We start from the raw sequence: 25,982 nt of genomic DNA, 5'->3' as shown, positions 1-25,982 counted from the left end.
CATGCCGGCAATCGTCCTGATCGGCGCCCAGTGGGGCGACGAAGGCAAGGGCAAGGCCACCGATCTACTCGGCGACCGCGTGCAGTGGGTGGTCCGATACCAAGGCGGTAACAATGCGGGCCATACCGTCGTTCTCCCCAACGGTGACAAATTCGCGCTGCACCTGATTCCCTCCGGCATCCTCACCCCGTCTGTGCGCAATGTCATCGGCAACGGTGTCGTGGTCGATCCCGGCGTGCTGCTCGACGAGCTGGCCGGTTTGGACAAGCGCGGCGTCGACACCTCCGGTCTGCTGCTTTCGGCCGACGCGCACCTGATCATGCCCTACCACGTGGCCATCGATAAGGTCACCGAACGCTTCCTCGGCAACAACAAGATCGGCACCACCGGGCGCGGCATCGGCCCCTGCTACCAGGACAAGGTCGCGCGCGTCGGAGTACGCGTCGCCGACGTGCTCGACGAGAAGATCCTCACCCAGAAGGTCGAGGCTGCGCTCGAGTACAAAAACCAAGTGCTGGTCAAGATCTACAACCGGCGCGCGCTCGACCCACAGCAGGTGGTGGACGAGGTACTCGGGCAGGCGGAGTCGTTCGCCCACCGGATCGCCGACACCCGGCTACAGCTGAATCTGGCGTTGGAACGCGGTGAGACCGTGTTGCTGGAGGGCTCGCAGGGCACTCTGCTCGACGTCGACCACGGCACCTACCCGTATGTCACCTCCTCGAACCCGACCGCGGGCGGCGCCGCCGTCGGCGCGGGCGTCGGGCCGACCAAGATCGACACGGTGCTCGGCATTCTCAAGTGCTACACCACGCGTGTCGGTGAGGGTCCGTTCCCGACCGAGCTGTTCGACGAGTGGGGTGCCTACCTGGCCAAGACGGGCGGTGAGGTCGGTGTCACCACCGCGCGCGCACGGCGCTGCGGCTGGTTCGACGCGGTGATCGCGCGCTACGCCACCCGGGTCAACGGCATCACCGACTACTTCCTCACCAAACTGGACGTCCTGTCGAGTCTGGAGACGGTGCCGATCTGCGTGGCCTACGAGATCGACGGCGAGCGGGTGGAACAGATGCCGACGACGCAGACCGAATTCCACCACGCCAAGCCGATTTACGAGCAGCTACCCGGCTGGTGGGAGGACATCTCCGGCGCGCGCGAATTCGCCGATCTGCCCGCGAACGCGCAGGCCTACGTGTTGCGACTGGAGGAATTGTCCGGCGCGCGGATCTCCTGCATCGGTGTGGGGCCCGGCCGTGATCAGACGATCGTTCGCCACGACGTTCTCGGTTAGGCAGTAGGACAACAAGTTCTACCGTTGGTGATGATTGCGACCGGTCCTGCCTTCTGCTCTTCGATCATGATCCGCGACGAACTACAGTAGGAGAATGGCTCGGAATTGGCCGACGATCGAACGCGACAGCGAGTTCGAGACAATCCATGCCGCACTGTCGGGGTCCGAGCATGTCGGTGCGGTACTGACCGGTGATGCCGGTGTCGGGAAAACAACGCTGGCACGGTCGGCCGCACTGGCGGTTGGCGGCAATATTCGTTGGGTCGCGGGCACCGAGTCCGCGCGCAGCATTCCGCTCGGCGTGTTCGCGCACATGGTCGGGGTTTCCACCGCACACGACCCGGTGACGTTCATGTCCTCGGCGCGCGAGGCGTTGCTCGCCGACGGACACACCATCATCGGTGTCGACGACGCGCACCTGCTCGATCAGCTCTCGGCAACCTTGTTGTTGCAGTTGGCGATCGACAAGGCGGCGCACATCGTGGTGACGGTGCGCAGCGGCGTGCAGGTCCCCGACGCGGTGACCTCGTTGTGGAAAGACGGTCATCTGCTGCGCATCGATCTGCGCCCGTTCACCCAGCGCCAGAGCGTCGATCTGGTGGAGACGATGCTCGGCGGGCAGCTGGAGGGGTTCACCGCGAACCTGATGTGGGAGGCCTCGGGCGGAAACGCTTTGTACCTGCGGCATCTGGTCGAGGGTGGGCTCGATGCCGGCTCGTTGCGTCAGGTCAACGGGGTGTGGCAGTTGCGTGGCCGTGCCGCGGTGACCTCGGAATTGGCCGCGCTGCTGGAGGATCGGGTCGAGCAGCTGCCCGAGTCGGTGCTGAATGTGTTGGAGCTGTTGACCTTCTGTGAGCCGATCGACCTGGATGTGCTCGCCACGCTCGCGGGTGAGGAGGCGGTGGAGTCCGCCGAGACCCGCGGTGTGGTGCGGGTGGTCGAGAGCGCGCACCAGTTGGTGGTGCGTTACAACCATCCGCTGTTCGGCGAGGTGATTCGCCGCAGGCTCGGTGTCGCCTCGGGTCGGCGCCTGCGTGGTCGGCTGTTCTCGGCGCTGGAGCAGCGCCCGATCAATACCGCCGCCGACCGCATCCGGTTGGCCGAATTGGCACTGGACAGTGATAAATCCGCCGATCTCGAGCTGTTCGAGGCGGCGGCGGCGGACGCGATCGGCTTGGCGAATCTTCCGTTGGGCGAACGCTTCGCCAGGGCGGCGGTGGAGCGTCGCGGCGGGGTGGAATCGGCGGACCTGCTCGCGCGTGCGCTGCTGTGGCAGGGCCACCGGATCGAGGCCGAGCGCACTCTGGCCAGCTTCGATCCCGATCAGCTCAACGAGGTGCAGTTGGCCAGGTGGGGCAGCACCCGGGTCGCGAACCTGTTGTGGGCCATGGGCGATGCCGATCATGCCGACGAGGTGCTGGCCCTCATCCGAGGCAAGGCGCGGCACCCGAAGATCGTCGCCATTCTCGACGGGCTCGCCTCGGCGTGCGCGGTGAACGAGAACCGGATCGATGACGCGATCACCGAGGCCGAGAAGGCGATCGCGGCGCACGAGGCGCCGCCGTGGGCGGTGTGGTGGGCGGCTTTCGGTGGCGGCCTGGCCTTGGCGCTGATGGGAAAGGGCGAAGCCGCAAAGGAATACGCGGCGCGGGGACACGAGGTGGAGTCCGAGATCGACGGGCTCAATCGGTTCATGTCGACGCACGCGGAGGTGCTCGCGCTCACCTTTACCGGTGATCTCGCGGACGCTCGGCGGTGCGCGGGAGCCTATTTCGGGTATTCGGCGCCGGGTCAGTACCTCGCGTGGGGGATGTCGAAGATCTTGCAGGGCACCGTGGATGTGGCCCACGGCCATTTCCCGAACGGTGTGGAGAACCTGGAACAGGCACTGGCCGCGCTCACCGCGGAAGGTGCCGCCGCGTGGATGTTCCCCGCGAGAATCCGATTGGCCGAGGCGTATTCGGCGCTCGGTCGAACAAGGGAGGCCGCCGACGCGATCGCGGAAGCGACGGCGCGCGGTGGTCGGCACAGTGCGGTGTACGAGCCGCAACTGGAGCTCGCGCGCGCGTGGTTGGCCGCCGCCGAGGGCACCGTCACCCCCGCGGTGCGACTGGCATTGGGGGCGGCGGACGGGGCCGCACGTGCGAATCAGCACGCGATCGAGGCCATGGCGCTGCACACCGCCGCGCGTTTCGGCGAGCACTCGGTGGCGGGGCGGCTCGCGGATCTCGCGGCGCGGGTGGACGGTCGACTCGTGCAGGTGCAGGCACGACATGCGGTGGCACTGGCCGCACATGACGGTCCTGGGCTCGACGCGGCCGCCGCCGAATTCGAGCAGATCGGCGCACTTGTCTCGGCGGCCGATGCCGCGGCGCAGGCGGCGACCGCACACGAGCGCGCGTCGGATCGTCGGCGCCTGCTCGAGTCGGCCGCCGCGGCGAACCGGCTCGCCGCGGCGTGCGGCGGGGCGAGCACTCCCGCGCTGCGCAAGGCCGCGCAGCCGCTGCCGTTGACCGCGCGCGAACGCGAGATCGCCAACCTGGTCGCCGCGGGCCTGTCCAACCGACAGATCGCCGACCGGCTGACGGTCTCGGTGCGCACGGTGGAGGGGCATCTCTACCGCGCCTGCATCAAGATGGACGTCACCGACCGAGAGTCGTTGGGCGCGTTGCTGCGTGGCGAAACGGGGCAGGGCTGATCAGTGCCTCGTCGCGCTACACGATGACGCCACCGATGCCCGCGAGCGTGGCGGGCAGGCGCAAGGCGAGCAGCGAACCCGGTGCCAGCCAGTCCATCGCCGCCGCCAGCGCGGGAACCAAGGGCGGCTGATCGAAATAACCCCAGTCCAGATGATCACGTCCGGCGACGACGAAATACGCCTCGTCGAAGAAGTAGCCGTAGTTGCGGCTGGCGATGAGCAGCGCGATGCCCACGGCGCCGGCGAGCACTAGCAGCGGTCCCCAGGCCACCGGCGGCAATGTCTGGCGCGTGCGCGCTGTCGTGGCGCCGCCGGGCGCCGAGATCCGAACCGGTGTGCTGCGCATATTCCGTCCCTCGCATGTGACGCGACCTGCGGTCGGATCAGATTGTGCTGGTCGCGCGGGTGTTCGCGAATCGGCCGCAGGTATCGACGGTGGTCGTGCGAAAGGATTACCTCGCCGTAGCCAAGCGGATGATCGCCCGTCGCGAGCGAGGTGCGGTGTCACACACTGCGCTTTCAGCTATCTGTCAGCGAATTTTCGCTGATGCCAACGACTTTCATGGGTCCGCAAACCCCGAAAGGGGTGCCTGTACACTCGCCGTACGGAAATTCCTCGCCGCACACTCGAGTGCTCCCGCCAATAGGTGCGGGGGTCGGGTGCCGAGGTTTCCTGATTCACCTACCGATCGAAACTGCTCGACCATCCACCCGATGCAGCCGGTGATCCATCGCTCATCGAGTCGCGTGCCGCGTCAGCCGTCGTCATTCCGGTATCGCCTCGGTGCTCGCCGCCGCAACGGGTGCAGTCAGAACCGTTCGTCGAAAGGACTGAGGGCACGTGAACCACCCCGAATCAGGCAGGGCCTCGGCCGCCATCGCAGTACCCGCAGGAGGTCGCGCATGACGGCTTCGAGCGGCACCCACGAAATCCTCGAACTCACCGACGACTTCTATCAAGACCCGCACGCCACCTACCGGGCCTTGCGTGCGCGTGGTCCACTGCATCGCATTCGGCTCGATGGTGTGCTCGGCTGGCTGATCGTCGACCACGACGTGGCCAAGCAGGCGTTCATGGAACCCACGATCAGCAAGCGGATCGGATCTCCCGAAGGTCAGGCCGTGCTGGCCAAGAACGGCGCGGCGGAAATGTTCAATGCCGCCATCAACGACAACATGCTCTTCGCCGACCCGCCGCAGCACACCCGGCTGCGGCGCCTGGTAGCCAAGGCCTTCGCCAGCCGCGCGGTGCGCGATCTCGGGGCGAGAATCACCGACCTGGCCGACACCCTGCTGGCGGACATGGTCGACGGTACGGCCGACACCGTCGATCTGATCGACAGCTACGCCTTCCCGCTGCCGATCGCGGTGATCTGCGAACTACTCGGCGTGCCCGACGAGGACAAGGACGAATTCCGTTCCTGGACAGCGACTGTCGTCGACGACTCGGGCACGATCGAGGAGCGCACCACCGCGGGGATCGCCTTCTTCACCTACATGACGAAGCTGATCGCCGAACGCACCGACGATCCGCGCGGTGACCTGCTCTCCGAACTCATCATCGCCAAGGACGACGGCGACCGGCTCGACCAGCAGGAACTCATCGGAATGTTGTTCCTGCTGCTGGCCGCGGGGCACGAGACAACGGTGAATCTGATCGGCAACGCGGTGCTGGAATTACTGCGCGATCCGGCGACAGCCGACCGACTGCGCGCCGATCCGGATGGGATTCCGGCGTTTCTCGAGGAGATCCTGCGCAGTCAGGGGCCGGTACACCTGGCGACCGCGCGCTACACCACCGAGCCGATCGTCTTGGGGGGCCACGACATCGACGCGGGCGAGTTCATCATGATCTCGCTGGCCGCCGCCAATCGTGACCCCGAGCGTTTCGCCGACCCCGACCGGCTCGACCCCGACCGCACCGACAACCGCCATATCGCCTTCGGTCACGGGATGCATTACTGCCTCGGCGCACCGTTGGCACGGATGGAGGCCACCATCGCGATCACGCGGTTGTTGGCCAGCATGCCGAGGATCGCGTTGGCCGGGGATGTCGAGGCGCTGAAGTGGCGCAAGAGCTTGCTGATTCGCGGACTGGTCTCGCTCCCGGTCCGGCTGGACTCGAGCGTGGTATCGACGGTATAGCCTGCGGCACAACGCTATTCACCGGAGAACATCGGCTGGTGCGCTCGGCCGGTACGCCCGTGAAATCGGCGTATCGGCCGAGCGTGGTGGTAGGTCCCTCGGTGTGGGGCGGACCCGCACTGCCGGATCGGCGCGGGTCCAGCGGCTGCTGATGCCCCGGCTAGAACAGGGTGGGTTCGCCGAAACCCGGTGTGCGCTCGATGGTCAACAGTCGCTGTTTGGTGTGCACACCGCCCGGTGCGGAGAAACCGGTGAGGGCGTTGTCGGCCGCGATCACCCGGTGGCACGGGATGATGAGTGGAATCGGGTTGCGGCCGAGTGCTTGCCCCACCGCCTGCGCGGAACCCGGTGCGCCGATCCGTGCGGCCACCTGCCCGTAGCCGAGTAGGCGGCCGGGGTCGATCGCCCGGGTAACGGCGTATACCGCGCGGTGGAATTCGGGAATGCCGTTGGTGTTCAGTGGAATCCAGCGTAGGTCGTCGAGTTCGCCGGTGAGGTGGGCGCGGATGCCGTCGATGGCTTCGGCGATCGCGGTGGGTGGGACGGTTTCGCGCAGTTGGTCGCTCGCCGCGCCGAGGCGACGACGACCGATGCGCGCGCGGGTTGCCTCGGGGCTTGTTTCGGGGAGCTGGAACCGCACCACCTCGTCGGCCTGCCAGGCGATCGCGCAGGTGCCGATCGCGGTATCGAACAACGCGAAGTCCATGGGCGCGATGTCGTCGGCGGGCGTGGGCTCGACGGCGGCGTCGGTACTCGGTGCGGTGTACGCGGCAGCGTCGACGCGCACCGCTTCAGCGTGGCGGGTCACCGTGGCGTCGTCGGTGTGTCGGCGAGTGGTCTCACTCATGTCGTCAGTGTGCACGGCGGGTCCGACACGAACTAAATCCAAGGCCAGTTGCACGAAACTGGCCTTGGATCAAGAACGCGGTGCGGAAGGTGATGGCGACCGGCCCTCGCTATGGCCGGTGCGGTGTCTTCGAGTCGCTCGTGCGCTGCCCCGGTCGGCTTTCCGCACGCGGTGCCCTGGATTTCCGCGGCGTGGTGGCGACGGGATCCCTGGTGCCCGTACGCGCGTAAATGGCGGAAAGATCCGAGTATTGCCGCTGGTAGTCGTAGGAAGACTCACTGTGATCCACCGATGCGGAGTGGGGGAGGTAGCGGTCGAGGCGGACGGCGCGAACGAGGCGGTCCGGAAGCAGGCGATACGCCAGGCAACCGAAGGCGGCGACGATGATCAGTGCGGCGAGTGCGGACATGTGATCAAGCGTGCGCCATACTGGCCTTGTTTTTAAATATCCACTAGGGCGATACTGGACTTTATGGCGATGAGAGTGATCGGAGCGGGCAGCCTGGCTCGCGACCTCGGTGCGTGGCGCAATGTCGACGACGGCGCTACGAGCGCACGGCATTCCTCGCGCCCCGCGTATCTCGCGCTCGCCGAGGGGATTCGGCTGCTCATTCACGACGGTCGAGCGCCGCTCGGTGTCGCACTGCCAAGTGAGCGCGACCTGGCCGCCACCCTGGGGGTCAGCAGGACCACGATCACCTCCACGTACTCGCTGTTGCGCGAGAACGGCTACCTGATCAGTCGGCAGGGCTCGCGCAGCACCGTCGCCCTGCCCGGCGATATCCAGCACGACGGCAGCAAGCCCGCGCGCAGCATTCTGGCGATGATGTCGCCGAACGAACTGCCGACCATCGATCTCACCTATGCCGCGATGGCCGCGCCGCCGGAAATGCGTGCGGCGTATTCGAGTGCGCTGGACGGTATCCCGAACTATTTGGGCACCCATGGGATGGACCCGGTCGGGGTATTGCCGCTGCGTGAGGTGATCGCGCGGCGCTACACCCAGCGTGGGCTGCCCACCGAGCCGGATCAGATCCTCGTCACCCTCGGTGCGCAGCATGGGTTGCGCTTGTTGTTGAACGTGCTGACGGCACCCGCGGCCAGGGTGCTCATCGACCATCCCACCTACCCGAACGCCATCGAGGCGATTCGCGATGTCGGTGCGCGGCCGGTGCCGGTGCCGTTGCGTCCGGAAGATCCGGCCGATGGCTGGGATCTGGACGGAATACGCAGTGCGGCAAGGCAAACCGCGGCGGCGCTGGCCTATCTGGTGCCGGACTACAACAATCCGACCGGCCTGTTGATGAACGCCGAGGGGCGCGCCGAGTTGGCTGCCATCGCGCGTGAGACCCGCATGACGATGGTGATCGACGAGTCCATGGCCGATCTCAATCTCACCGGCGAGGTCTTGCCACCGCCGGTGGCCGCGTTCGCGCGCGGTAGTGAGATCGTCACCATCGGTTCGGCGTCCAAGTCGTTCTGGGGTGGTTTGCGAGTCGGTTGGATTCGTACGAGTCAGACACTGATCACCAAACTGCTCGGCATCAGGTCCACCGTCGACCTCGGCACGCCGGTCATGGATCAGCTGGCCACCGTGCACCTGCTCACGCAGGCCGAGGGGATTCTGGATCGACGCTGCGCGCAGCTGCTCGAACAGCGCGAGACCCTGGTGGACGCGCTCGCCGAGGACCTACCCGACTGGCGGGTGACACCGGGAATCGGTGGCATGTCGGTGTGGGCGCAGCTGCCGGCCTCGGTGTCCACCGCGTTGGCCGCCACGGCACCCAACCACGGCGTATTGCTCGCCGCGGGGCCGAGATTCGGGGTGCAGGGCGCGTTCGAGCGTTTTGTGCGGCTGCCGTTCAATCATCAGTCGTCCGATTTGCGGCTGGCGGTGAAGGGCATCGCCGCCGCCTATGCCGCGTTGACGCCGCGCGCCGCCGACCCGCTCACTCCGCTGTACTGACCGCGTCTCGTGCTCGCGGGTGCCAGCTCGCCGAGGTGACGTGCGGGATATTTTCTCCGCGAAAGCGCTCGGATATCGCCGTTGACGTGGCACTATAGAAGATAGTCCAATATTAAAACAGACCATACGGTTCGACAGTTGGGCACATGTCCTGTCATACTGTCTCGCGAGCAGCAGGCCGATTTCCGTTTCTCGGTACGCGCCGCCGCTCGAACTGCGTGCTTGCTCGCGGCTTTCGCGCCATGAGCCTTCCGCACGCCGCCCGCGCACGAAACATTTCGTGCGGGTGGCCCGTCGCCGGGCCACGGGTACAGCGCTTTTCATCGCTGATAACCCGTCCGGCGGCGCTCGGAGGGGAAGCGCCGCCGGACAAGTAGATCCAGCGAATTCTCAGTCGGCCCAGACGGATTCGATGGGCGTCGCTTCGGTGGGCGGCGGCGTCGGGACGCCGTTGGGTGTGCGGGAGAACCGGGGCGCTGGTGCGTGCTGGGTGATGTTCTCCAGCTCCAACAGGGAGCCTCGGGCGGTGAGATGTTCGTTCTCGGTGGCTTCGGCGAAGGTGAGTACAGGTGTCACGCAGGAGTCGGTGCCGTGGAAGATGGCGGCCCACTCGTCGCGAGTTTTGCTCCGGAAGCGTTCGGTGAAAAGCTTTTTCAGTGTCTGCTGCCCGGCGGGGTCGAGTTGGAGGGGCAATCCCTCTGGATCGATCTCCAAACCGGTGAGCACCTGCGCGTAGAACTGCGGTTCGATCGCGCCGACCGCCATGTACTTTCCATCGGCGGTCTCATAGGTGTCGTAGAACGACATTCCGGTATCGAGCAGGTTGACACCGCGCTCGTCGGACCAGGCGTTGCTGCCGCGCATCCCCCAGATCATGTGCGAGAGCGCGAGCGCGCCGTCGACCATCGCGGCATCGATGACCTGACCCTTGCCCGAACTCTGGCGTTCGATGATCGCGGCGAGAATGCCGAACACCAGAAACATCGAGCCGCCACCGAAATCGCCGACCATGTTCAGCGGCGGAACGGGCCGTTCGCCCTTGCGTCCGATGGCGTGCAGCACGCCGGTGAGCGAGATGTAGTTGATGTCGTGGCCAGCGCGTTCGGCCAGCGGGCCTTCCTGGCCCCAGCCGGTCATCCTGCCGTAGACCAGGCGCGGATTGCGGGCAAGCGCGTCGTCGGGGCCGAGGCCGAGGCGTTCGGTGACACCGGGGCGGAAGCCCTCGATCAGGACATCGGCTTTCTCGATGAGTCCGTAGACGCGCTCGATATCGGCGGGGTCCTTGAGGTTGGCTTCGACGACGGTGCGACCGCGCAATTGCGGCCGGTCGAAGCCGCCGGGTAGCTGACCGGCCCGCTGCACCCGCACCACGTCGGCGCCGAGGTCGGCCAGCAGCAGACCCGCGTGCGGTCCAGGACCGATTCCGGCTAGTTCGACCACCTTGATGCCCGCCAAGGGGCCCTGCCTGACAGTGCTCACGCCCTACCTCAGTTCCTCGTTTCGCGCACCGGCTCGCCCCGGTACTCGCCCATCGGCTGTATTGACAGTATGACAATAGGGGCGTGCCGATGTCACCGCCTCTCGCTGCGACGGATCGGGTAGGACACAATCACCCTGGTGGTTATGCCGTGATCAGCCTCGGGATCGGTGACGGGTAGCTGGCTCGTGCGGTGGCACCGAACGCGCAGGGCGAGAATGCGGTTGCCGACCGACGGGTGCGGCGGTCGGACAGCGGTGGCGAGGGCTGATGAACGTGTGGGGTGAGGTCGTCGTCGGCCTCGTGATTCTGGTCGGCCTGGTGGGCATCATCGTGCCGATCCTGCCCCGCGTCCTGCTGATCTTCGCCGCGATCGCGGTATGGGCGGTGCTCACCGGCGGCGTGAGCGTTTGGCTCGTGTTCGCGATCAGCACCTTGTTTCTCGTGGTGTCCGGAGTGGTCAAATACACATGGCCGGGGCGAAAGATGAAGGAGGCGGGGGTTTCCCAGCGCGCGCTGTGGATCGGCGCGGTGCTCGGCATCATCGGGTTCTTCGTGGTCGGCGGTGATCGGCCTGTTCGTGGGTTTCGTGCTGGGCGTTTATCTTTCCGAATTCCAGCGGTTGCGCCTGGGTGCGCCCGCTTGGCGGGCAACGGTGCACGCGATCAAGGGGGTCGGATTGTCGATGATCATCGAGCTACTCGGCGCCTTGCTCGCGATCGGGGTGTGGGTGCTCGGCGCCGTGCTGGCCTAGCTACTCGATCGCGGGGAACGGAATCGTGTCGTGCGCCTGCGCTTTCGGGAGCTGATCGCGACGTAACGGCAGGGTCGGTGGGTCGGCGGGGATCGGGATCTCACGCGCGGGCAGTCGGTAGAACGCGCGGGCGTTGTCCTCCAGCACCGCGTCTACCTCGCCGCCGATCACCTCGCGGATGAGGTCGACGTCCGCGACCTCGAACGGTCGCCCCGCGCGCGTGCCCGGCAGATCGCTGCCGAACATCAATGCCGCCGGATTGACGGCATGGATGCGCCGCAACGTTTTCGCGACATCCATATCGACGCGGCCGAACCCGGTGGCCTTCACTCGCGCACCACGGTCGACCAGGTCGAGCAGGAACGGCAGGCTGCGATCCGACAGTCCGAGATGGTCGATGCAGAGCGCGGGCAACTTGGAGACCACCGGTTGCAGCGAACCGAGCATGTGGCCGTCGATGTAGACCTCGACGTGCCAGCCGGCCAATTCGTGTGCACGCAATGCTTGCAGGGTCATGCCGGTGATGTCGGTGGCCGCGCGCTTGAGGTTGAAACGCAGTCCGCGCACGCCGATTCGGTCGAGCTCGAGGATGTCGTCGTCGGTGGCGTCCAGATCCAGGCGCGTCACGCCTACCCACCCTGGTCCGAGCTCGGCCAATGCCGTCCTCAGGTAGGTCTGGTCGGTGCCTTGGAATGACCCGCTGACTACCGCACCACCGCTGATATCGAAGGGAGACATGCGCTTTCGATAGTCGGCGATGGTGAACGGCGCCGGCAGGTGCCCCTCGTTCTCGGCCAGCGGAAACCGCGGGTCGAAGATGTGCAGATGCGCGTCGAACACCTGTACAGGATGCCTCAGTGTGTATTCCTCCGCTGCCAGGGCGGAAATATTGGACCGGACTTGGACACAGACTCGGACGGGACTACGTCTGAACCTTGTCGGGTTCGCTGGCGCGCAGCATGTCTTCGCGCTCCACGACCTTCACCCGCTCGCGGCCTTCCGGCTCGCCCAGTGCGCGCTCGTGCGCGTCGAGGCGGTACCAGCCCTGCCACGTGGTGAACGGGATGCCCTTGCTCTCCAGGAACTCGATGATCGATTCCGGTTCCGGCTGCTCGGGAGCCGCGAAGTTCACGCTGTCGTCGAGCAGGCAGGCGACGGTCTCGTTGGCGTCGCCCTTGGTGTGTCCGATCAGGCCGACCGGGCCGCGCTTGATCCAGCCGGTGACGTAGGTGGCGGGCATGAAGCGTCCCTCGCCCTCCACTGTGTCATCGACGAGGACGCGACCGGCCTCGTTGGGCACGGTGCCCGCCTGATCGTCGAACGGCAGGCTGGTGAGGTTCTGCGAGAGGTAGCCGACGGCGCGGTAGACCGCTTGCACGTCCCAGTCGTTGAACACGCCGGTGCCCTTGACGTTGCCGGTGCCGTCGAGTTCGGTGCGTTCGGTACGCAGTCCGACCACCTTGCCGTCCTCGCCGACGATCTCCGACGGCGACTCGAAGAAGTGCAGGTACAGCCGGTGCGGGCGGTCGCCGACATCGCGAATGGCCCACTGTTCCAGGGTGTTCGAGATCATGTCGACCTGCTTGGAGTTGCGGCGCGCAGCCTCGGAGCCCTCGTCGTAGTCGATGTCCTCGGGCGCGACGATGACCTCGATGGTCGGGGAGTGGTCGAGTTCGCGCAGTTCCAGCGGGGTGAACTTGGCCTGTGCCGGACCGCGACGACCGAACACGTGTACCTCGACGGCCTTGCTGGCCTTGAGCCCGGCGTAGACATTCGGCGGGATCTCGGTGGGCAGCAGTTCGTCGCCGGTCTTGGCGAGTACGCGGGCGATGTCGAGCGCGACATTGCCGACGCCGAGCACGGCGACCTTCTCCGCGTCCAGCGGCCAGGTGCGCGGCACATCGGGGTGGCCGTCGTACCAGGAGACGAAGTCGGCGGCGCCATAGGATCCGTCCAGGCCGATGCCGGGGACCTCCAGCGCGCGGTCGGCGTTGGCGCCGGTCGAGAAGATCACCGCGTCGTAGAACGTGCGCAGGTCGTCGAGGGCGATGTCGGTGCCGTAGTCGATATTGCCGAGCAGGCGGACCTGGGGCTTGTCGAGCACCTTGTGCAGTGCGGTGACGATGCCCTTGATCCTGGGGTGATCGGGTGCGACGCCGTAGCGGATCAGGCCGAACGGCGCTGGCATCCGCTCGAACAGGTCGATGCTCACCTCGGCATCGGATTTCATCAATGCGTCGGCGGCGTAGATTCCGGCCGGTCCTGCGCCCACGATCGCGATGCGGAGCGGGCGAGTCGCTGCACTCTGTTCGGTCATCTTTACGCGCACCCTTAATGGTCGGAAAAACTTTTGACAGACGTCTTCTTAGCCCAGGCTAAGTTATCGCACCGGGTCGGCGGTACCTCTACGATGCGAACGAAGCGAAACCCCTGGCTGGTGGCCATCCGGCGCTCGCGTCGCCACGGCCGCTGAGCTGTATGTTCTCCCGGTTCTCGGGGTGAGGACAGCGGGCCGCTCCCCGCGATTCTATCGGTGCGCGACGGGGGTTCCCCGTGCCGGTGCGGTGAATCTCGTGACGTTCGCGGCGGGCGACTACGGTTGCCGGGTGGTCCGGTGCGTCCGGTTCATGGTGATCGCCGTGTGCTGTCCGGTTGGTCCGGTGCCTGGTCGAGGTCACCGCGGCCCCCGGTGTCGGATACCGCGCGCGACCAGGGATCATCGGAGCATGACCGAGCAACCATCCACCGAGGCCGACGACGACGTGATCACGGTCGACCAGACCGACGCGCGGTCGCTCGTGCCGTTCATCGCGGCGGGTGTGCTCGCTGTCCTCGTGCTCGCGGGCATCGTCATCGGCGGCCTGCTCTCGCCCGCTGAGAAAAATGTCACAGCGGCCGACAAGCTCGCCGCCGCGGTGCGCAATTACGTCGAGGGCGTCAACAGCGCGCACACGCTCGCCCCGTCCGGGGCGGTATGCCGCGACTTCGATGCGGGGCGTTCGCCGTTGGCCGGCCAGGACGGTGTCGAAAAGACCGTGGAGGTCACGAATATCGACACCCCCGAGGCCAATGGCGAACAAGGGAAGGCCACGGTAACCACGAAAGTCGACGGCAAAGAGACGACCGCGCAATGGCGGCTGATCAGCTCCTCGGGCAAATGGCTGGTGTGTAACCAGCCGATTCCCGCAGGCTGAGCGCTCGGCGCTACCGTTTGACAGGTTGCCCCCGCTGCATGCAATCTCATTCATAGGTCATGAGAACCAGTGTCAAGCCCCGGCATTACTGGTCGGCAACCCTCCTCCGCGGTGGGGTGCTCCGGGTGACGACCCGGCCGCGTGTCGAACCCGCTCGCGGCAAGTGCGGATTCACAGGAGGTCCACATGAGTTATGCCGGTGACATCACCCCGGCGCAGGCGTGGGAGCTGTTGCGCGACAACCCCGAAGCCGTGCTCGTCGACGTGCGCACCGATGCCGAATGGCGCTTCGTCGGTGTGCCCGATACCAGTTCGATCGATCGGCCGACGGTCTTGCTCGAGTGGGTCGACGTGCAGGGTGCGCGTAACCAAGCGTTCGTCGAGCAACTGCGTGCCGAACTCGCGGGCCGCGAACAAGCCCCCGTCGTCTTCCTGTGTCGTTCCGGTCAGCGTTCCATCGGCGCGGCGACCGCAGCGACCGCCGCGGGATTCGCGACCTCCTACAACGTGCTCGACGGTTTCGAGGGCGGCATCGACGAATTCGGCCACCGCGGCGCCACCGGATGGCGTGCGCTCGGCTTGCCCTGGCGGCAGTCGTGATCACCGGTGGCGCGTTCGAGCGCCCACTACCCGACGGCGTCGGCCCCGCGACCCTCGGTGTGCGCGGGGGATTGCGGCGCTCGGGTTTCGAGGAGACCTCGGAGGCGCTGTATCTGACTTCGGGTTTCGTGTATGAGAGCGCTGAGGCCGCCGAAGCCGCGTTCACCGGCGAGGTCGAGCATTTCGTCTACTCCAGGTACGGCAATCCGACGGTCGCGATGTTCGAGGAGCGCATGCGGCTGCTCGAAGGTGCCGAAGCCTGCTTCGCGACCTCCAGCGGAATGTCGGCGGTATTCACCGCATTGGGTGCGCTGCTGCGCGCGGGCGATCGACTTGTGGCCGCGCGCAGCCTGTTCGGTTCCTGTTATGTGGTGTGCGACGAGATCCTCCCGCGCTGGGGTATCGAGACCGTCTTCGTCGACGGTGACGACCTCGAGCAGTGGGAAGCGGCTTTGTCGGTGCCGACGGCGGCGGTGTTCTTCGAGACGCCAGCCAATCCGATGCAGACACTGGTCGACGTGCGCAAGGTCGCCGAACTCGCGCACGCCGCGGGCGCGAAAGTGGTGCTGGACAACGTCTTCGCCACCCCGCTGCTGCAACGCGGGTTGGAGCTCGGCGCCGACGTGGTCGTCTATTCGGGTACCAAGCACATCGACGGTCAGGGGCGAGTGCTCGGCGGTGTCATTCTGGGCGCCGAGGACTACATCAACGGACCGGTGAAGACGCTGATTCGCCACACCGGGCCCGCGCTGAGTCCGTTCAACGCGTGGATCCTGCTCAAGGGGTTGGAGACGATGCCGCTGCGCGTGCGTCAGTCCGCGGACTCGGCGTCGCGCATCGCGGAATACCTGGATGGCAGCGACGCCGTCAGCTGGGTGCGGTATCCGACGTTGCGTTCGCATCCGCAGTACGACCTGGCTACCTCGCAGATGAGTGGCGGAGGAACCGTGGTCACCTTCGAGCTGAAAGCGGCCGAGGCCGAGGCGAAGAAGCGCGCCTTCGAGGTGCTGAACGGCCTGCGGATCATCGACATCTCCAACAATCTGGGTGATGCGAAGACGCTGATCACCCACCCGGCCACCACTACTCACCGCGCGATGGGCCCGGACGGCCGCGCAAGCATAGGTCTCACCGACGGTGTGCTGCGTATCTCGGTGGGCCTGGAGGACATCGAAGACCTGCTCGGCGATCTGGATGCCGCGCTGAGTTGAGCTTCCCGCTGCTTCGGTCGGGTTCAGTCGACGAGGTGGACAGCGAGGGAGCCGGTCCGAGCAGTCGTGGTGTACCGACGGCGGGCAGTGGGTTCGCTGGTGCGGCGATCCGCCGTGGAAGCCCTGTGCCGAGCGTTGGCTCGGTGAGTGCGGTCGGGGAGGTGTTGGGCCGCGCAATGGGGTCGGTGACATCCAGCGCGTCGGGCGTGCCGAGCACCGCGATGCGGTCGATCGTTGTCGGCGCCGCGAGCACCGGCCGAGTATTGCCCTGGCATGCCCGCGGCGCCGTGTGGTCAGGGGTTGTCGGTGCTTTCGATCCGCGCGAGGTGGTCGATATTGGCGCGATCGTCGGCCTCGGTGCTGGGGGCGGCGGCGAACCAGGCATCGAGAATTTCGCGCAGTAGCGCGGCCGAGGTCGAACGTAGGCTCAGCGCAAGCACATTCGCGTCGTTCCAGCGCCGTGCGCCGTCCGCGGTAGCCGCGTCGCCGCAGAGGGCGGCGCGGATGCCGTCGACTTTGTTGGCGGCGATCGACGCCCCGGTTCCGGTCCAGCAGCACACGATGGCCTGATCCGCACGTCCTTGTGCGACGTCACGCGCCGCCGCCTCGCTCGCCCATGCCCAGTCGTCGCGTTCACTCTCGGCCAGTGCGCCACGGGTGATGAGCTCGTGTCCGGCTTCGCGCAGCAGCCGAACCACCTCGTCGGCGACGCCGACTCGTTCGTCCGCCGACACTGAAATCCGCATGGGGTCAGGGTAGGCGGCCGCCGGGCAATCGCGCACGGACCGGAGGTTGATTGACAACATGGTGTCATGTTGACAAGATGTTGGCATGGTCGAAAATGTAGTGCACATGGCGGTCTACGACACCCTCGCCGATTGGGAGGTGGGCGCGGCCACTGCGCACATCAACCAGCCGGATCTGCATCGGGAACCGGGAGCGTGGCAGGTGCGCACCGTCGGTCTCACCACGGATCCGGTCACCACGATGGGCGGTCTACGCATCGTGCCCGACCTGGCACTGTCGGATCTGCGCCCGGCCGAGAGCGCGATGCTGATCTTGCCCGGTGCCGACACCTGGACCACGGGTGAGCTTGCCCCCTTCGCGCGCACGGCGCGCGCGTTTCTCGACGCGAGAACCCCCGTCGCCGCGATCTGCGGTGCCACCTTCGGGTTGGCTGCCGAAGGACTGCTCGACGGGCGTCGACATACCAGCAACGCGGCGGAGTTCTTGGCCGCGAGCGGGTACGCGGGTGCCAACGATTACGTGGCCGAACCGGCGGTCACCGACGGCGACCTGGTCACCGCGAGCGGCGTCGCACCCGTGGCGTTCGCGCGCGAGGTACTCGGCAGGCTCGACGTATTCGAGCCGCACATCCTCGACGCCTGGTATCGGGTGTTCGCCCACTCCGATCCTTCGGCCTATGCCGTTCTCGCGCAGTGGCAGCCGCCCGAAGCGCGCGCATGACCGCAGGGGCGCAACGGGATTCGAGGGCGGGAAAGTCGGGCTCCGCCGCATCCCGGCAGGACCTGTTCAGTACCGCGGCGATCACCGCGTTCCAGTTGAACGGCCGATTCCTCGCGGTCGCCGAGGAATTGGCGAGACCGGCCGGGCTCACCGCCGCGTGGTGGCAGGTGCTCGGCGCGGTACTGCGCGAACCGCTCTCGGTGTCGGAGATCGGCCGGGCGATGGGCATCAGTCGTCAGGCGGTGCAGCGGATCGCGGACCTGCTGGTGGGCAAAGGATTGGCCGAATACCGGCCCAATCCGGCGCATCGGCGCGCGAAGCTGCTCGTCGCGACCGACGCGGGTCTTGCGGCGGTACACGACATCTCACCCCGGCATGCCGCGATGGCCGAACGGCTCACGGCCGAACTCGGTGACGAGCGCTTCGCGCACGTGGTCGAGGCACTGACAACGCTGCGTGCGGCGTTGGACGCGATCGAATCGGACTGAGTCGGTGTTCACTCGGCGAACGGTGATTTCGTGCGGCCGACCAGGTCGGCGACGGAATCGATCACCGTCGTCGGACTGTAGGGATAGGCCTCGTAGGACTCGCGCGAGGAGATCCCCGAGGTGACGAGGATGGTGCGCAACCCGGCCTCAAGTCCGGAGATGATGTCGGTGTCCATGCGGTCACCGATCATCACCGTCGACTGGGAATGCGCGCCGATCTGACGCAGCGCCGAACGCATCATCAACGGGTTGGGCTTGCCGACGTAATACGGATCGCGATTGGTCGCGCGGGTGATCAGCGCGGCGACCGAACCCGTCGCGGGCAGCAAGCCGTCGCGGGAAGGACCGGTGGGGTCGGGGTTGGTCGCGATGAACCGCGCGCCGCGCTCGACCAGCCGGATCGCGGTGGTGATCGCCTCGAACGAATAGGTGCGGGTCTCGCCGAGCACCACGTAGTCGGGATCGTTCTCGGTGAGCACGTAGCCGATCTCGTGCAGGGCCGTGGTCAGCCCGGATTCGCCGACCACATAGGCGGTTCCGTTGGGCCGCTGCTCGTCGAGGAAGGTCGCGGTGGCCAGTGCGGAGGTCCAGATCGCGGTCTCCGGGATGTCCAATCCGGACTGGCGCAGGCGCGCCTGCAGGTCGCGTGGGGTGCGGATCGAGTTATTGGTCAGTACCAGAAACGGCGTCTCGTTAGCGCGCAATTCGGCCAAGAAGTCGTCGGCACCGGGTACCAGGGTGTCTTCGTGCACCAGCACGCCGTCCATGTCGGTGAGATAGGACAGAATCGGTTCGTCATCCACGGTCACCGGACAATTGTCGATCATGCGGGGCCGTTCGTGGGCGGGACGCGAGTATGTGCAGCACCCGTGCGCGTCGGGCTAGGGTGCAACCACGGCCGCAAGATCACTCGCGACGCCGGGAACGTTCCTGTGCGAGCAGTGGTTGTAGCCGGAGGTGACCGCAGCCTGCCTGCGGCCGGACACGATGCGGAAGACCTCCGCACTCGATGGCAGCGAAGGAGTGGCGCAGATGGGTGATCTCAAACTCGGATACAAGGCCTCGGCCGAGCAATTCGGACCGCGCGAACTGGTGGAGATCGCGGTACTGGCCGAGGAGCACGGGCTCGACAGTGCGAGTGTGAGTGACCATTTCCAGCCGTGGCGGCACGAGGGCGGGCACGCGCCGTTCTCCCTGGCCTGGATCTCCGCGGTGGGTGAGCGCACCAAGCGGATTCAGCTCGGCACCTCGGTGCTCACCCCGACGTTCCGGTACAACCCCGCGGTGATCGCGCAGGCCTTCGCGACCCTCGGCTGTCTGTTCCCCGAGCGCGTGATGCTCGGTGTCGGCACCGGTGAGGCGCTCAACGAGATCGCCACCGGATACCAGGGCGAGTGGCCGGAATTCAAGGAACGTTTCGCGCGGCTGCGCGAATCGGTGGACCTGATGCGCGCGCTGTGGACCGGCGACCGGGTCGACTACGACGGCCAGTACTACCGCACCGTCGGCGCCTCCATCTACGACGTGCCGCCCGGTGGCATCCCCATCTACATCGCGGCCGGTGGGCCCGTGGTCGCGCGGTACGCCGGTCGCGCGGGCGACGGCTTCATCTGCACCTCGGGCAAGGGCATGGAGCTCTACACCGACAAACTGCTGCCCGCCGTCGAAGAGGGTGCGACCAAGGTGGGCCGCACCACCGGCGACATCGACAGGATGATCGAGATCAAGATCTCCTACGACACCGATCCCGAACTGGCGCTGGAGAACACGCGCTTCTGGGCGCCGCTGTCGCTGACCCCGGAGCAGAAGCACAGCATCACCGATCCGATCGAGATGGAAGCCGCCGCCGACGCCTTGCCGATCGAGCAGATCGCCAAGCGCTGGATCGTGGCGAGTGATCCCGACCAGGCCGTCGAGCTGATCAAGCCCTACATCGACGCCGGACTCGATCACCTGGTGTTCCACGCGCCCGGCCATGATCAGCGACGTTTCCTCGAGTTGTTCGAGCGCGACCTGGCGCCCCGGTTGCGCGCGCTCGGCTGAGCGCACGCCGCGACGATGCGCGGCGGTGCGGAGTGTGAGCGAGGCGGCACGCGCGCGGGCGCCGCGATAGCCGCCGGTTCACTATGCTCGGCCACTATGGCCGATCACGCACCGTCCACCGTCTACATCGCGTCGCCGGAGGGTGACACCGGAAAGTCGACGGTGGCGCTCGGGGTCTTGCAGCTGTTGTGCGCGACCACCGCGCGCGTCGGGGTGTTTCGTCCGATCACGCGGTCGACCACCGAGCCGGACTACATCCTCGAACTGCTGCTCGAACACAGCACCGCCGATATCGATTACGCGCAGGCGGTCGGCGCCACCTACGAACAGGTGCACGCCGACCCCGATGCCGCGATCAGCGAGATCGTCATGCGGTTTCACGATGTCGCGAAGGTCTGCGACGCGGTGGTGGTGGTCGGCAGCGATTACACCGATGTCGCCAGTCCCAGCGAGCTGAGGTTCAACGCGCGCATCGCGGTGAACCTCGGCGCCGCAGTGGTGCTCGTGGTGCGTGGCTCGGACCGAACCCCGGACGAGGTGCGGCAATTGGTGCGGCTGTGTGCCGACGAGTTGAGCCAGGAACACGCGCGACTGGCCGCGGTGCTGGCCAACCGCTGCGAGCCGACACAGCTGGGCGACATCGACGCGGCATTGGCGAAGTTCGACGTCCCCACCTGGTCGTTGCCCGAGGTTCCATTGCTGATCTCGCCGACGATGGCCGAACTGTGCGCGGCCGTGGACGGCGAAATCTACAGCGGCGACCCGGAATTGCTGAACCGGGAGGCGCTGCGGATCATGGTCGGCGGCATGACGGCCGAACATATTCTGGAGCGACTGGTCGAGGGCGACGTGGTGATCGCACCGGGCGACCGCTCCGATGTGTTGCTCAGTGTGGTGAATGCCCATGAGGCCGAAGGGTTCCCCTCGTTGTCGGGCATCATCATGAACGGCGGGATCCTGCCGCATCCCGAGGTGGCGCGGCTGATGGCCGGTCTGAAGCCGAGGTTGCCGATCCTCACCACCTCCCTCGGCACCTTCGAAACCGCCAGCGCCGCATACCGCACGCGCGGCAGGATGTCCGCGGGTAATCCACGCAAGGTCGATACGGCGTTGGCGCTGATGGAACAGCAGGTGGACGCTGCGGAGTTGTTGCGGCGCATCGACGTTCCTTCGGCGACGGTGGTGACGCCGCAGATGTTCGAATACCAGTTGTTGGAACGCGCCCGCCAGGATCGCAAACGCATCGTGCTGCCCGAAGGCGACGATGATCGGGTGCTGCGCGCGGCGGGCAGGGTGCTGCAACGCAAGATCGCCGACCTGATCATCCTCGGTGACGAGACGACGGTGCGTGCGCGGGCCGCGGAACTCGGCGTCGACATCTCCGCCGCCGAGGTGCTCGACCCGCGCACCTGCGATGAGCGGGAAAAGTTCGCCGAGGAATACACCGAGCTGCGCGAACACAAGGGCATGACCATGGAACGTGCGCGCGAAACCATGGTCGACATCTCGTATTTCGGCACCATGATGGTGCATCGCGGGTTGGCCGACGGCATGGTCTCCGGTGCCGCGCACACCACGGCGCACACCATTCGGCCGTCGTTCGAGATCATCAAGACGGTGCCGGGTGTTTCGACGGTGTCGAGTGTGTTCCTGATGTGTCTGGCCGATCGGGTCCTCGCCTACGGCGACTGCGCCGTGGTCCCTGATCCCACCTCGGAGCAGTTGGCGGATATCGCGACCTCGTCGGCGGCGACGGCGGCCAGGTTCGGCATCGAACCGAGGGTGGCGATGCTGTCGTACTCCACCGGTGAGTCGGGCAGCGGCGCCGATGTGGAGAAGGTGCGGGTGGCCACCGATCTGGTGCGCGAGCGTGCGCCGAAGCTGTTGGTGGAGGGTCCGATTCAGTACGACGCCGCCATCGAACCGAGCGTGGCGACGGCGAAGTTGCCCGATTCGGAGGTAGCGGGTCGGGCCACGGTCTTCATCTTCCCCGACCTCAATACCGGCAACAACACCTACAAGGCGGTGCAGCGCAGTGCGGGCGCGATCGCGATCGGCCCGGTGTTGCAGGGGTTGCGTAAGCCGGTCAACGATCTCTCCCGCGGTGCGTTGGTCGCCGACATCGTGAACACGGTCGCGATCACCGCTATTCAAGGACAGGAGTCCTGATGGACGCCACCGAGCTGGTTTTGGTTCTCAATTCCGGGTCATCGTCGATCAAATATCAACTACTCGAACCAGATTCGGGAATCGTGGCCGCCTCGGGACTGGTCGAGCGGATCGGCGAGGACGACGGCAGGATCGAGCATGTCGCCGACGGTGTCACCACCGAGCATCGCGGGCCGGTAGCCGACCACACGGCGGGTCTGCGCCTGATCTTCGACACCTTCGCCGAGACCGGCCACGATCTCACCGAGCAGGGGGTGCGCGCGGTCGGTCATCGCGTCGTGCATGGTGGCGAGGTGTTCTACGAGCCGACACTGGTCGACGACGCGGTGCTGGCATCGATCCGCGACCTGGCTTCGCTGGCACCACTGCATAATCCGGCGAACGCGCTGGGCATCGAGAGTGCGCGTGCCCTTTTGCCGGGTGTGGCGCAGGTGGCGGTGTTCGATACCGCCTACTTCCATGATCTGCCCTCGGCTGCGCGCACCTACGCGATCGATACGAAAGTCGCTGCCGCGCAAGGTATCCGAAAATACGGCTTTCACGGAACCTCGCACGAGTACGTGTCGGGGGTCGCGGCGCGGCTGCTCGACCGCGACCCTGGCGAGGTGAACCAGATCGTCTTCCATCTCGGTAACGGCGCCTCCGCCTCGGCGATCCGTGGCGGACGTCCGGTGGACACCAGTATGGGCCTCACTCCGCTGGAGGGCCTGGTGATGGGTACACGCTCCGGGGACATCGATCCCGGCATCATCGCGCACCTCATGCGTTCGGCGGACATGACCATCGATCAGGTGGATACGCTGCTCAATCGGCAATCGGGCCTGGTCGGTTTGGCCGGTGTCAACGACTTTCGACAATTACAGCGGCGCATCGACGACGGTGACGAGGCGGCCGCCCTGGCCTACGCGGTGTACATCCATCGGCTTCGTCGCTACCTCGGCGCCTACCTGATCGATCTGGGCGTGGTCGACGCGATCGTCTTCACCGCCGGTGTCGGCGAGAACGCTGCGCAGGTACGCGCGGATGCTCTCGCCGAACTCAGCCCCTTCGGGATCATCGTCGACCCCGTGGCGAATACCGCGAAAAATCGTGCTGCGCGGCGTATCTCGCCCGAGGATGCGCCGGTGGCGGTGCTGGTGGTTCCGACGAACGAGGAGTTGGCGATCGCGCGTGCCGCGGCGCGGTTGTGTGGCTGAGCGGCTGCGGCGTTGTCAGAGCCAGGATTTCGCGCGCACCACGTTGGCGAGATCGATCAACGCGTAGCGGTGGGTGCGGTCGGGTGCGCCGCGCGCGAGTACGCGCAGATCGCTCTCGGTGGCGGCACGCAGGTCACGGTCGGTGAACCCGACCCCGAGGAAACGGGGCGCGCCGTCGCGGGCGGGTGTATTGCCTGCCTGCAACCAGGACAGCGCGGCGCCGAGCACGAGTACGCGCAGTTGCGTCGCCCTGCTCTCGTTCTCGGGTAACTCCGAAATCCTGGTGGCGCAGTCGCGCAACGTCGACTCGTCGAGGTCGGCGATCGGTGCGGCCGTGAGCAGCAGTAAGACCGAGGTCATTCGTGCGATCGTGTGGTAGCGCGAGGCCATCGGCACCTCATCCAGTGCGCGTACCGCGTCGGTGACCCGGTCGGCGGTGGTGCGCTGGCGCGCTAGGCCGAAAGCCGCACTCACCACCGCACGGTCGGTGCGCCATACGGTGTCGTAGAACTTCTCGGCGAACGCGCGCCACTGTTCCCGGTGCGAGATGTCCGTCTCGACGGTCGGGTCGTCGTCGAGCGGGTCGCCGACCGGCGGATCGGGTTGGCGCAGTACGAGATCCGCTGTGGCGGCCAAGGCGAGCTTGGGTGCGATCTCGCCGGGCAGCGCGCGCAGCACCTCATCGAAGCAGACGAACGCCTGCTCGTAGCGCCGCGCCAACAGTTCGGCCAATCCGCAATACCAGCCGACGCGCCACTCGTCGTCGGGCAATTCCGCTAGCCGCGCCAGGGCCGTCTCGGGGTCGCCGAGCTCGAGGTGCACCCGTACCTCGGACAGCGAAAGCTCCAGATCCAGTGTCTCCGGCGCGTTGTCGGGGTCGGTGGCCGCGCGCTCGCGCGCATCGCGCAATGCCTCCAGCGTCTGCGCCGGTTCCGGGCGTACCGTCGCCGCCAGCAGTGCTGCGGCGGGGTCCACCGGGTCGAGCAGGGGCATGGGCAGCGCCGCGACCACCTCCGCGGCATCGAGCTGATCGGTGCGCTGGCGTCCGTCGGCATAGGTGTCGGTCTTGCTGATCAGTTCCTCGGTGCCGAAGCTGGTTCGCGGCGGACTGAACATGGTGGACAGCTGGGGATGCTCGACACCGGTGTCATGGGCGAGGATTTCGCGCAACACCCCCGCCAGCTGCGCGGACATGGCGCGCGCCGAGGGGAATCGGTGTTCGGGGTCGAGGTCGGTCGCGCGCAGCAGCAGGCGATAGAAGGATTCGTGTCGCGCGAGTACGGAATGCGTGGCGGGATCGGGTATTCCGTCGACATAGCGGCCGTGGCGCATCGGCAGTTCGAGGGTGAGCACGGCGAGCGTACGCCCGACGGTGTAGATATCCGAGACGATCGTCGGGCCCGTCGTCGCGATCTCCGGCGCCTGAAAACCCCTGGTGCCGTAGAGATTTCCGTGTGCTTCGATGGTCGCGACCGCGCCGAGGTCGATCAGCTTCACCTGATCGTCGGTGACCATCACATTGTCGGGCTTGAGGTCGTTGTAGGTGAGTCCGATCGAGTGCAGATACTCCAGCGCCGGCAGGATCTCCAGCAGGTAGGCGATCGCCTCGGTGACCGGCATGCGGTCGGCACCGGAATAGGCGTCGAGAATATCGCGCAGCGAGCGTCCGCCCACGTACTCCATCACGATGTAGCCCACCGGATCGCCGTCGTGGCCGGGGTGTTCGACGAAGTTGTGGATCTTGACGATGCTCGGGTGCGCGACCTCGGCCAGGAACTGGCGTTCGGCCACGGCCACCCGGTTGGCCTCGGTGTCGCCGGTGTGTAACAAGCCTTTCAGCGCCACCCAGCGGTCGCTCACATTGCGGTCGATGGCCAGATAGATCCAGCCGAGACCGCCGTGCGCGAGGCAACCTTGGATCTCGTACTGCTGGGAGACCATGTCGCCGAAATGCAGCGAGGGGCGGAAATCGTAGGGTGTTCCGCATTTTTCGCAGACCCCGGTCGGGCTGGCGAGCTCGGACGGGGTGGAGCGACCGACGGGGTTCGCGCACTGCCAGCAGTAGCGTCGACCCTCCGCCACCACCGGGTTGTCGAGCACCTCCGCCATCGGATCGGCCGGTTGGACCGGGGGAATCTCCACCAGGCCCACGCCGAGCCTGCGCACCGTCGGCCGCGAACGTGCCGAGCGCGCACTGCGTCCGGAGGTACGCGGGCTCGAATCACGCTCGGTAGAGGCCCGCCACGCGCCGACCGTGGCGTCCTCGGAAGCCGCGTGCTCCTGCGGGATCTCCGGGGTCGCGGGCGCGACCATGGCGGTGGTCACCGATTCGCTCGAAGCGGCGAAGGGGCGTGCGGGTGCGGCGGTGGTCTGTTCGGGAAACTCGTTCGGATCGTCGGTCCCCGTCGCGGATTCGTCGGCGTTGCGCATGACCGA

Annotated in this window: 20 protein-coding genes, 2 pseudogenes and 1 riboswitch; of the genes and pseudogenes, 13 read left to right on the top strand and 9 right to left on the bottom strand. The window is 66.6% G+C overall.

The features are described from left to right. The first annotated feature begins 1 nt into the window (after nucleotide 1). Together ABEA50_RS04410 and ABEA50_RS04405 are read left to right on the top strand one after the other, a co-directional pair. Nucleotides 2-1,291: an adenylosuccinate synthase gene (locus tag ABEA50_RS04410; RefSeq protein WP_345493715.1), complete on the top strand. Its 1,290-nt coding sequence runs from the start codon at nucleotides 2-4 to the stop codon at nucleotides 1,289-1,291. Between the two features lie 94 nt (nucleotides 1,292-1,385). Beyond that, nucleotides 1,386-3,989: a helix-turn-helix transcriptional regulator gene (locus ABEA50_RS04405; protein ID WP_345493714.1), complete on the top strand. Its 2,604-nt coding sequence runs from the start codon at nucleotides 1,386-1,388 to the stop codon at nucleotides 3,987-3,989. A 19-nt stretch (nucleotides 3,990-4,008) separates the two neighbouring features. Here the strand turns inward: ABEA50_RS04405 and ABEA50_RS04400 are convergent. Then, a pseudogene (locus ABEA50_RS04400) lies at nucleotides 4,009-4,260 on the bottom strand (glycosyl transferase family 39); the annotation flags it as partial. Between the two features lie 632 nt (nucleotides 4,261-4,892). Here ABEA50_RS04400 and ABEA50_RS04395 point away from each other — a divergent pair. Next, on the top strand, nucleotides 4,893-6,134 hold the full coding sequence (locus tag ABEA50_RS04395) for a cytochrome P450 family protein (RefSeq protein ID WP_345493713.1): 1,242 nt from the start codon (nucleotides 4,893-4,895) through the stop codon (nucleotides 6,132-6,134). Nucleotides 6,135-6,294: 160 nt separating this feature from the next. Here the strand turns inward: ABEA50_RS04395 and ABEA50_RS04390 are convergent, their stop codons facing one another. Together ABEA50_RS04390 and ABEA50_RS04385 are read right to left on the bottom strand one after the other, a co-directional pair. Next, entirely contained in the window at nucleotides 6,295-6,840 is a 546-nt protein-coding gene (locus ABEA50_RS04390) for a methylated-DNA--[protein]-cysteine S-methyltransferase (RefSeq protein WP_345494649.1), read from the bottom strand. Between the two features lie 250 nt (nucleotides 6,841-7,090). Beyond that, nucleotides 7,091-7,390, bottom strand: a complete 300-nt coding sequence (locus ABEA50_RS04385) for a hypothetical protein (protein ID WP_345493712.1) — start codon at nucleotides 7,388-7,390, stop codon at nucleotides 7,091-7,093. Between the two features lie 63 nt (nucleotides 7,391-7,453). Between ABEA50_RS04385 and yczR the strand changes: the two genes are divergently transcribed. Next, entirely contained in the window at nucleotides 7,454-8,947 is a 1,494-nt protein-coding gene (gene yczR, locus ABEA50_RS04380; RefSeq protein ID WP_345493711.1) for a MocR-like transcription factor YczR, read from the top strand. 390 nt (nucleotides 8,948-9,337) lie between these two features. Here yczR and ABEA50_RS04375 read toward each other — a convergent pair whose 3' ends face one another. Next, the gene (locus tag ABEA50_RS04375; RefSeq protein WP_345493710.1) at nucleotides 9,338-10,426 is read right to left on the bottom strand and encodes a CaiB/BaiF CoA transferase family protein; all 1,089 of its coding nucleotides are present in this window, start codon (nucleotides 10,424-10,426) and stop codon (nucleotides 9,338-9,340) included. Between the two features lie 268 nt (nucleotides 10,427-10,694). Between ABEA50_RS04375 and ABEA50_RS04370 the strand changes: the two are divergent. Continuing rightward, nucleotides 10,695-11,178, top strand: a pseudogene (locus ABEA50_RS04370) (DUF456 domain-containing protein). Here ABEA50_RS04370 and ABEA50_RS04365 read toward each other — a convergent pair. Continuing rightward, entirely contained in the window at nucleotides 11,179-12,018 is an 840-nt protein-coding gene (locus ABEA50_RS04365) for an amidohydrolase family protein (protein ID WP_345493709.1), read from the bottom strand. A gap of 82 nt (nucleotides 12,019-12,100) precedes the next feature. Continuing rightward, complete coding sequence (locus ABEA50_RS04360; protein WP_345493708.1) at nucleotides 12,101-13,495, bottom strand: FAD-dependent oxidoreductase; 1,395 nt, start codon at nucleotides 13,493-13,495, stop codon at nucleotides 12,101-12,103. A 409-nt stretch (nucleotides 13,496-13,904) separates the two neighbouring features. Here ABEA50_RS04360 and ABEA50_RS04355 point away from each other — a divergent pair, with 409 nt between their 5' ends. The 3 genes from ABEA50_RS04355 to ABEA50_RS04345 all read left to right on the top strand — a co-directional run bounded on the left by ABEA50_RS04355 (nucleotide 13,905) and on the right by ABEA50_RS04345 (nucleotide 16,183). Next, nucleotides 13,905-14,372, top strand: coding sequence for an Rv0361 family membrane protein (locus ABEA50_RS04355; protein ID WP_345493707.1), 468 nt, complete (start codon nucleotides 13,905-13,907; stop codon nucleotides 14,370-14,372). Between the two features lie 55 nt (nucleotides 14,373-14,427). Then, nucleotides 14,428-14,544, top strand: a riboswitch (SAM riboswitch). Nucleotides 14,545-14,558: 14 nt separating this feature from the next. Continuing rightward, on the top strand, nucleotides 14,559-14,972 hold the full coding sequence (locus ABEA50_RS04350) for a rhodanese-like domain-containing protein (protein ID WP_345493705.1): 414 nt from the start codon (nucleotides 14,559-14,561) through the stop codon (nucleotides 14,970-14,972). After that, the gene (locus ABEA50_RS04345; RefSeq protein WP_425577524.1) at nucleotides 14,969-16,183 is read left to right on the top strand and encodes an O-succinylhomoserine sulfhydrylase; all 1,215 of its coding nucleotides are present in this window, start codon (nucleotides 14,969-14,971) and stop codon (nucleotides 16,181-16,183) included. The genes ABEA50_RS04350 and ABEA50_RS04345 overlap by 4 nt, the downstream gene beginning before the upstream one ends. Nucleotides 16,184-16,476: 293 nt before the next feature. On the opposite strand, the gene ABEA50_RS04340 is transcribed toward ABEA50_RS04345, so the two are convergent. Continuing rightward, the gene (locus tag ABEA50_RS04340) at nucleotides 16,477-16,929 is read right to left on the bottom strand and encodes an RpiB/LacA/LacB family sugar-phosphate isomerase (RefSeq protein WP_345493703.1); all 453 of its coding nucleotides are present in this window, start codon (nucleotides 16,927-16,929) and stop codon (nucleotides 16,477-16,479) included. A gap of 85 nt (nucleotides 16,930-17,014) precedes the next feature. On the opposite strand from ABEA50_RS04340, the gene ABEA50_RS04335 reads away from it, so the two are divergent. Together ABEA50_RS04335 and ABEA50_RS04330 are read left to right on the top strand one after the other, a co-directional pair. Further along, a complete protein-coding gene (locus tag ABEA50_RS04335) occupies nucleotides 17,015-17,650 on the top strand; it encodes a type 1 glutamine amidotransferase family protein (RefSeq protein WP_345493702.1) in 636 nt (211 codons plus the stop codon). After that, nucleotides 17,647-18,138, top strand: coding sequence for a MarR family winged helix-turn-helix transcriptional regulator (locus tag ABEA50_RS04330; protein ID WP_345493701.1), 492 nt, complete (start codon nucleotides 17,647-17,649; stop codon nucleotides 18,136-18,138). Before ABEA50_RS04335 ends, ABEA50_RS04330 begins: the two co-directional genes overlap by 4 nt. 8 nt (nucleotides 18,139-18,146) lie before the next feature. Here ABEA50_RS04330 and ABEA50_RS04325 read toward each other — a convergent pair whose 3' ends face one another. Then, nucleotides 18,147-18,905, bottom strand: a complete 759-nt coding sequence (locus ABEA50_RS04325; protein WP_459077157.1) for an HAD-IIA family hydrolase — start codon at nucleotides 18,903-18,905, stop codon at nucleotides 18,147-18,149. 265 nt (nucleotides 18,906-19,170) lie between these two features. Here ABEA50_RS04325 and fgd point away from each other — a divergent pair, with 265 nt between their 5' ends. The 3 genes from fgd (at nucleotide 19,171) to ABEA50_RS04310 (ending at nucleotide 23,546) form a co-directional block, all read left to right on the top strand. After that, complete coding sequence (gene fgd / locus ABEA50_RS04320; protein WP_425577522.1) at nucleotides 19,171-20,181, top strand: glucose-6-phosphate dehydrogenase (coenzyme-F420); 1,011 nt, start codon at nucleotides 19,171-19,173, stop codon at nucleotides 20,179-20,181. Between the two features lie 96 nt (nucleotides 20,182-20,277). After that, a complete protein-coding gene (gene pta, locus ABEA50_RS04315; protein ID WP_345493699.1) occupies nucleotides 20,278-22,350 on the top strand; it encodes a phosphate acetyltransferase in 2,073 nt (690 codons plus the stop codon). Continuing rightward, entirely contained in the window at nucleotides 22,350-23,546 is a 1,197-nt protein-coding gene (locus tag ABEA50_RS04310) for an acetate kinase (RefSeq protein ID WP_345493698.1), read from the top strand. Before pta ends, ABEA50_RS04310 begins: the two co-directional genes overlap by 1 nt. A gap of 15 nt (nucleotides 23,547-23,561) precedes the next feature. On the opposite strand, the gene ABEA50_RS04305 is transcribed toward ABEA50_RS04310, so the two are convergent. Further along, entirely contained in the window at nucleotides 23,562-25,976 is a 2,415-nt protein-coding gene (locus ABEA50_RS04305; protein WP_345493697.1) for a serine/threonine-protein kinase, read from the bottom strand. Between the last annotated feature and the right edge of the window lie 6 nt (nucleotides 25,977-25,982).

It is taken from the genome of Nocardia callitridis (assembly GCF_039543305.1).
GTDB lineage: Bacteria > Actinomycetota > Actinomycetes > Mycobacteriales > Mycobacteriaceae > Nocardia > Nocardia callitridis.
Note: the sequence above shows the minus strand (reverse complement) of the source record. Positions and strands in the feature narration are given on the sequence as shown.

Coding starts and splice junctions, on each gene's coding strand:
- ABEA50_RS04410 (WP_345493715.1), top strand. CDS start 2: ATGCCGGCAATCGTCCTGATCGGCGCCCAGTGGGGCGACGAAGGCAAG.
- ABEA50_RS04405 (WP_345493714.1), top strand. CDS start 1,386: ATGGCTCGGAATTGGCCGACGATCGAACGCGACAGCGAGTTCGAGACA.
- ABEA50_RS04395 (WP_345493713.1), top strand. CDS start 4,893: ATGACGGCTTCGAGCGGCACCCACGAAATCCTCGAACTCACCGACGAC.
- ABEA50_RS04390 (WP_345494649.1), bottom strand. CDS start 6,840: ATGGACTTCGCGTTGTTCGATACCGCGATCGGCACCTGCGCGATCGCC.
- ABEA50_RS04385 (WP_345493712.1), bottom strand. CDS start 7,390: ATGTCCGCACTCGCCGCACTGATCATCGTCGCCGCCTTCGGTTGCCTG.
- yczR (WP_345493711.1), top strand. CDS start 7,454: ATGGCGATGAGAGTGATCGGAGCGGGCAGCCTGGCTCGCGACCTCGGT.
- ABEA50_RS04360 (WP_345493708.1), bottom strand. CDS start 13,495: ATGACCGAACAGAGTGCAGCGACTCGCCCGCTCCGCATCGCGATCGTG.
- ABEA50_RS04355 (WP_345493707.1), top strand. CDS start 13,905: ATGACCGAGCAACCATCCACCGAGGCCGACGACGACGTGATCACGGTC.
- ABEA50_RS04350 (WP_345493705.1), top strand. CDS start 14,559: ATGAGTTATGCCGGTGACATCACCCCGGCGCAGGCGTGGGAGCTGTTG.
- ABEA50_RS04340 (WP_345493703.1), bottom strand. CDS start 16,929: ATGCGGATTTCAGTGTCGGCGGACGAACGAGTCGGCGTCGCCGACGAG.
- ABEA50_RS04335 (WP_345493702.1), top strand. CDS start 17,015: ATGGTCGAAAATGTAGTGCACATGGCGGTCTACGACACCCTCGCCGAT.
- ABEA50_RS04330 (WP_345493701.1), top strand. CDS start 17,647: ATGACCGCAGGGGCGCAACGGGATTCGAGGGCGGGAAAGTCGGGCTCC.
- ABEA50_RS04325 (WP_459077157.1), bottom strand. CDS start 18,905: ATGGACGGCGTGCTGGTGCACGAAGACACCCTGGTACCCGGTGCCGAC.
- fgd (WP_425577522.1), top strand. CDS start 19,171: ATGGGTGATCTCAAACTCGGATACAAGGCCTCGGCCGAGCAATTCGGA.
- pta (WP_345493699.1), top strand. CDS start 20,278: ATGGCCGATCACGCACCGTCCACCGTCTACATCGCGTCGCCGGAGGGT.
- ABEA50_RS04310 (WP_345493698.1), top strand. CDS start 22,350: ATGGACGCCACCGAGCTGGTTTTGGTTCTCAATTCCGGGTCATCGTCG.
- ABEA50_RS04305 (WP_345493697.1), bottom strand. CDS start 25,976: ATGCGCAACGCCGACGAATCCGCGACGGGGACCGACGATCCGAACGAG.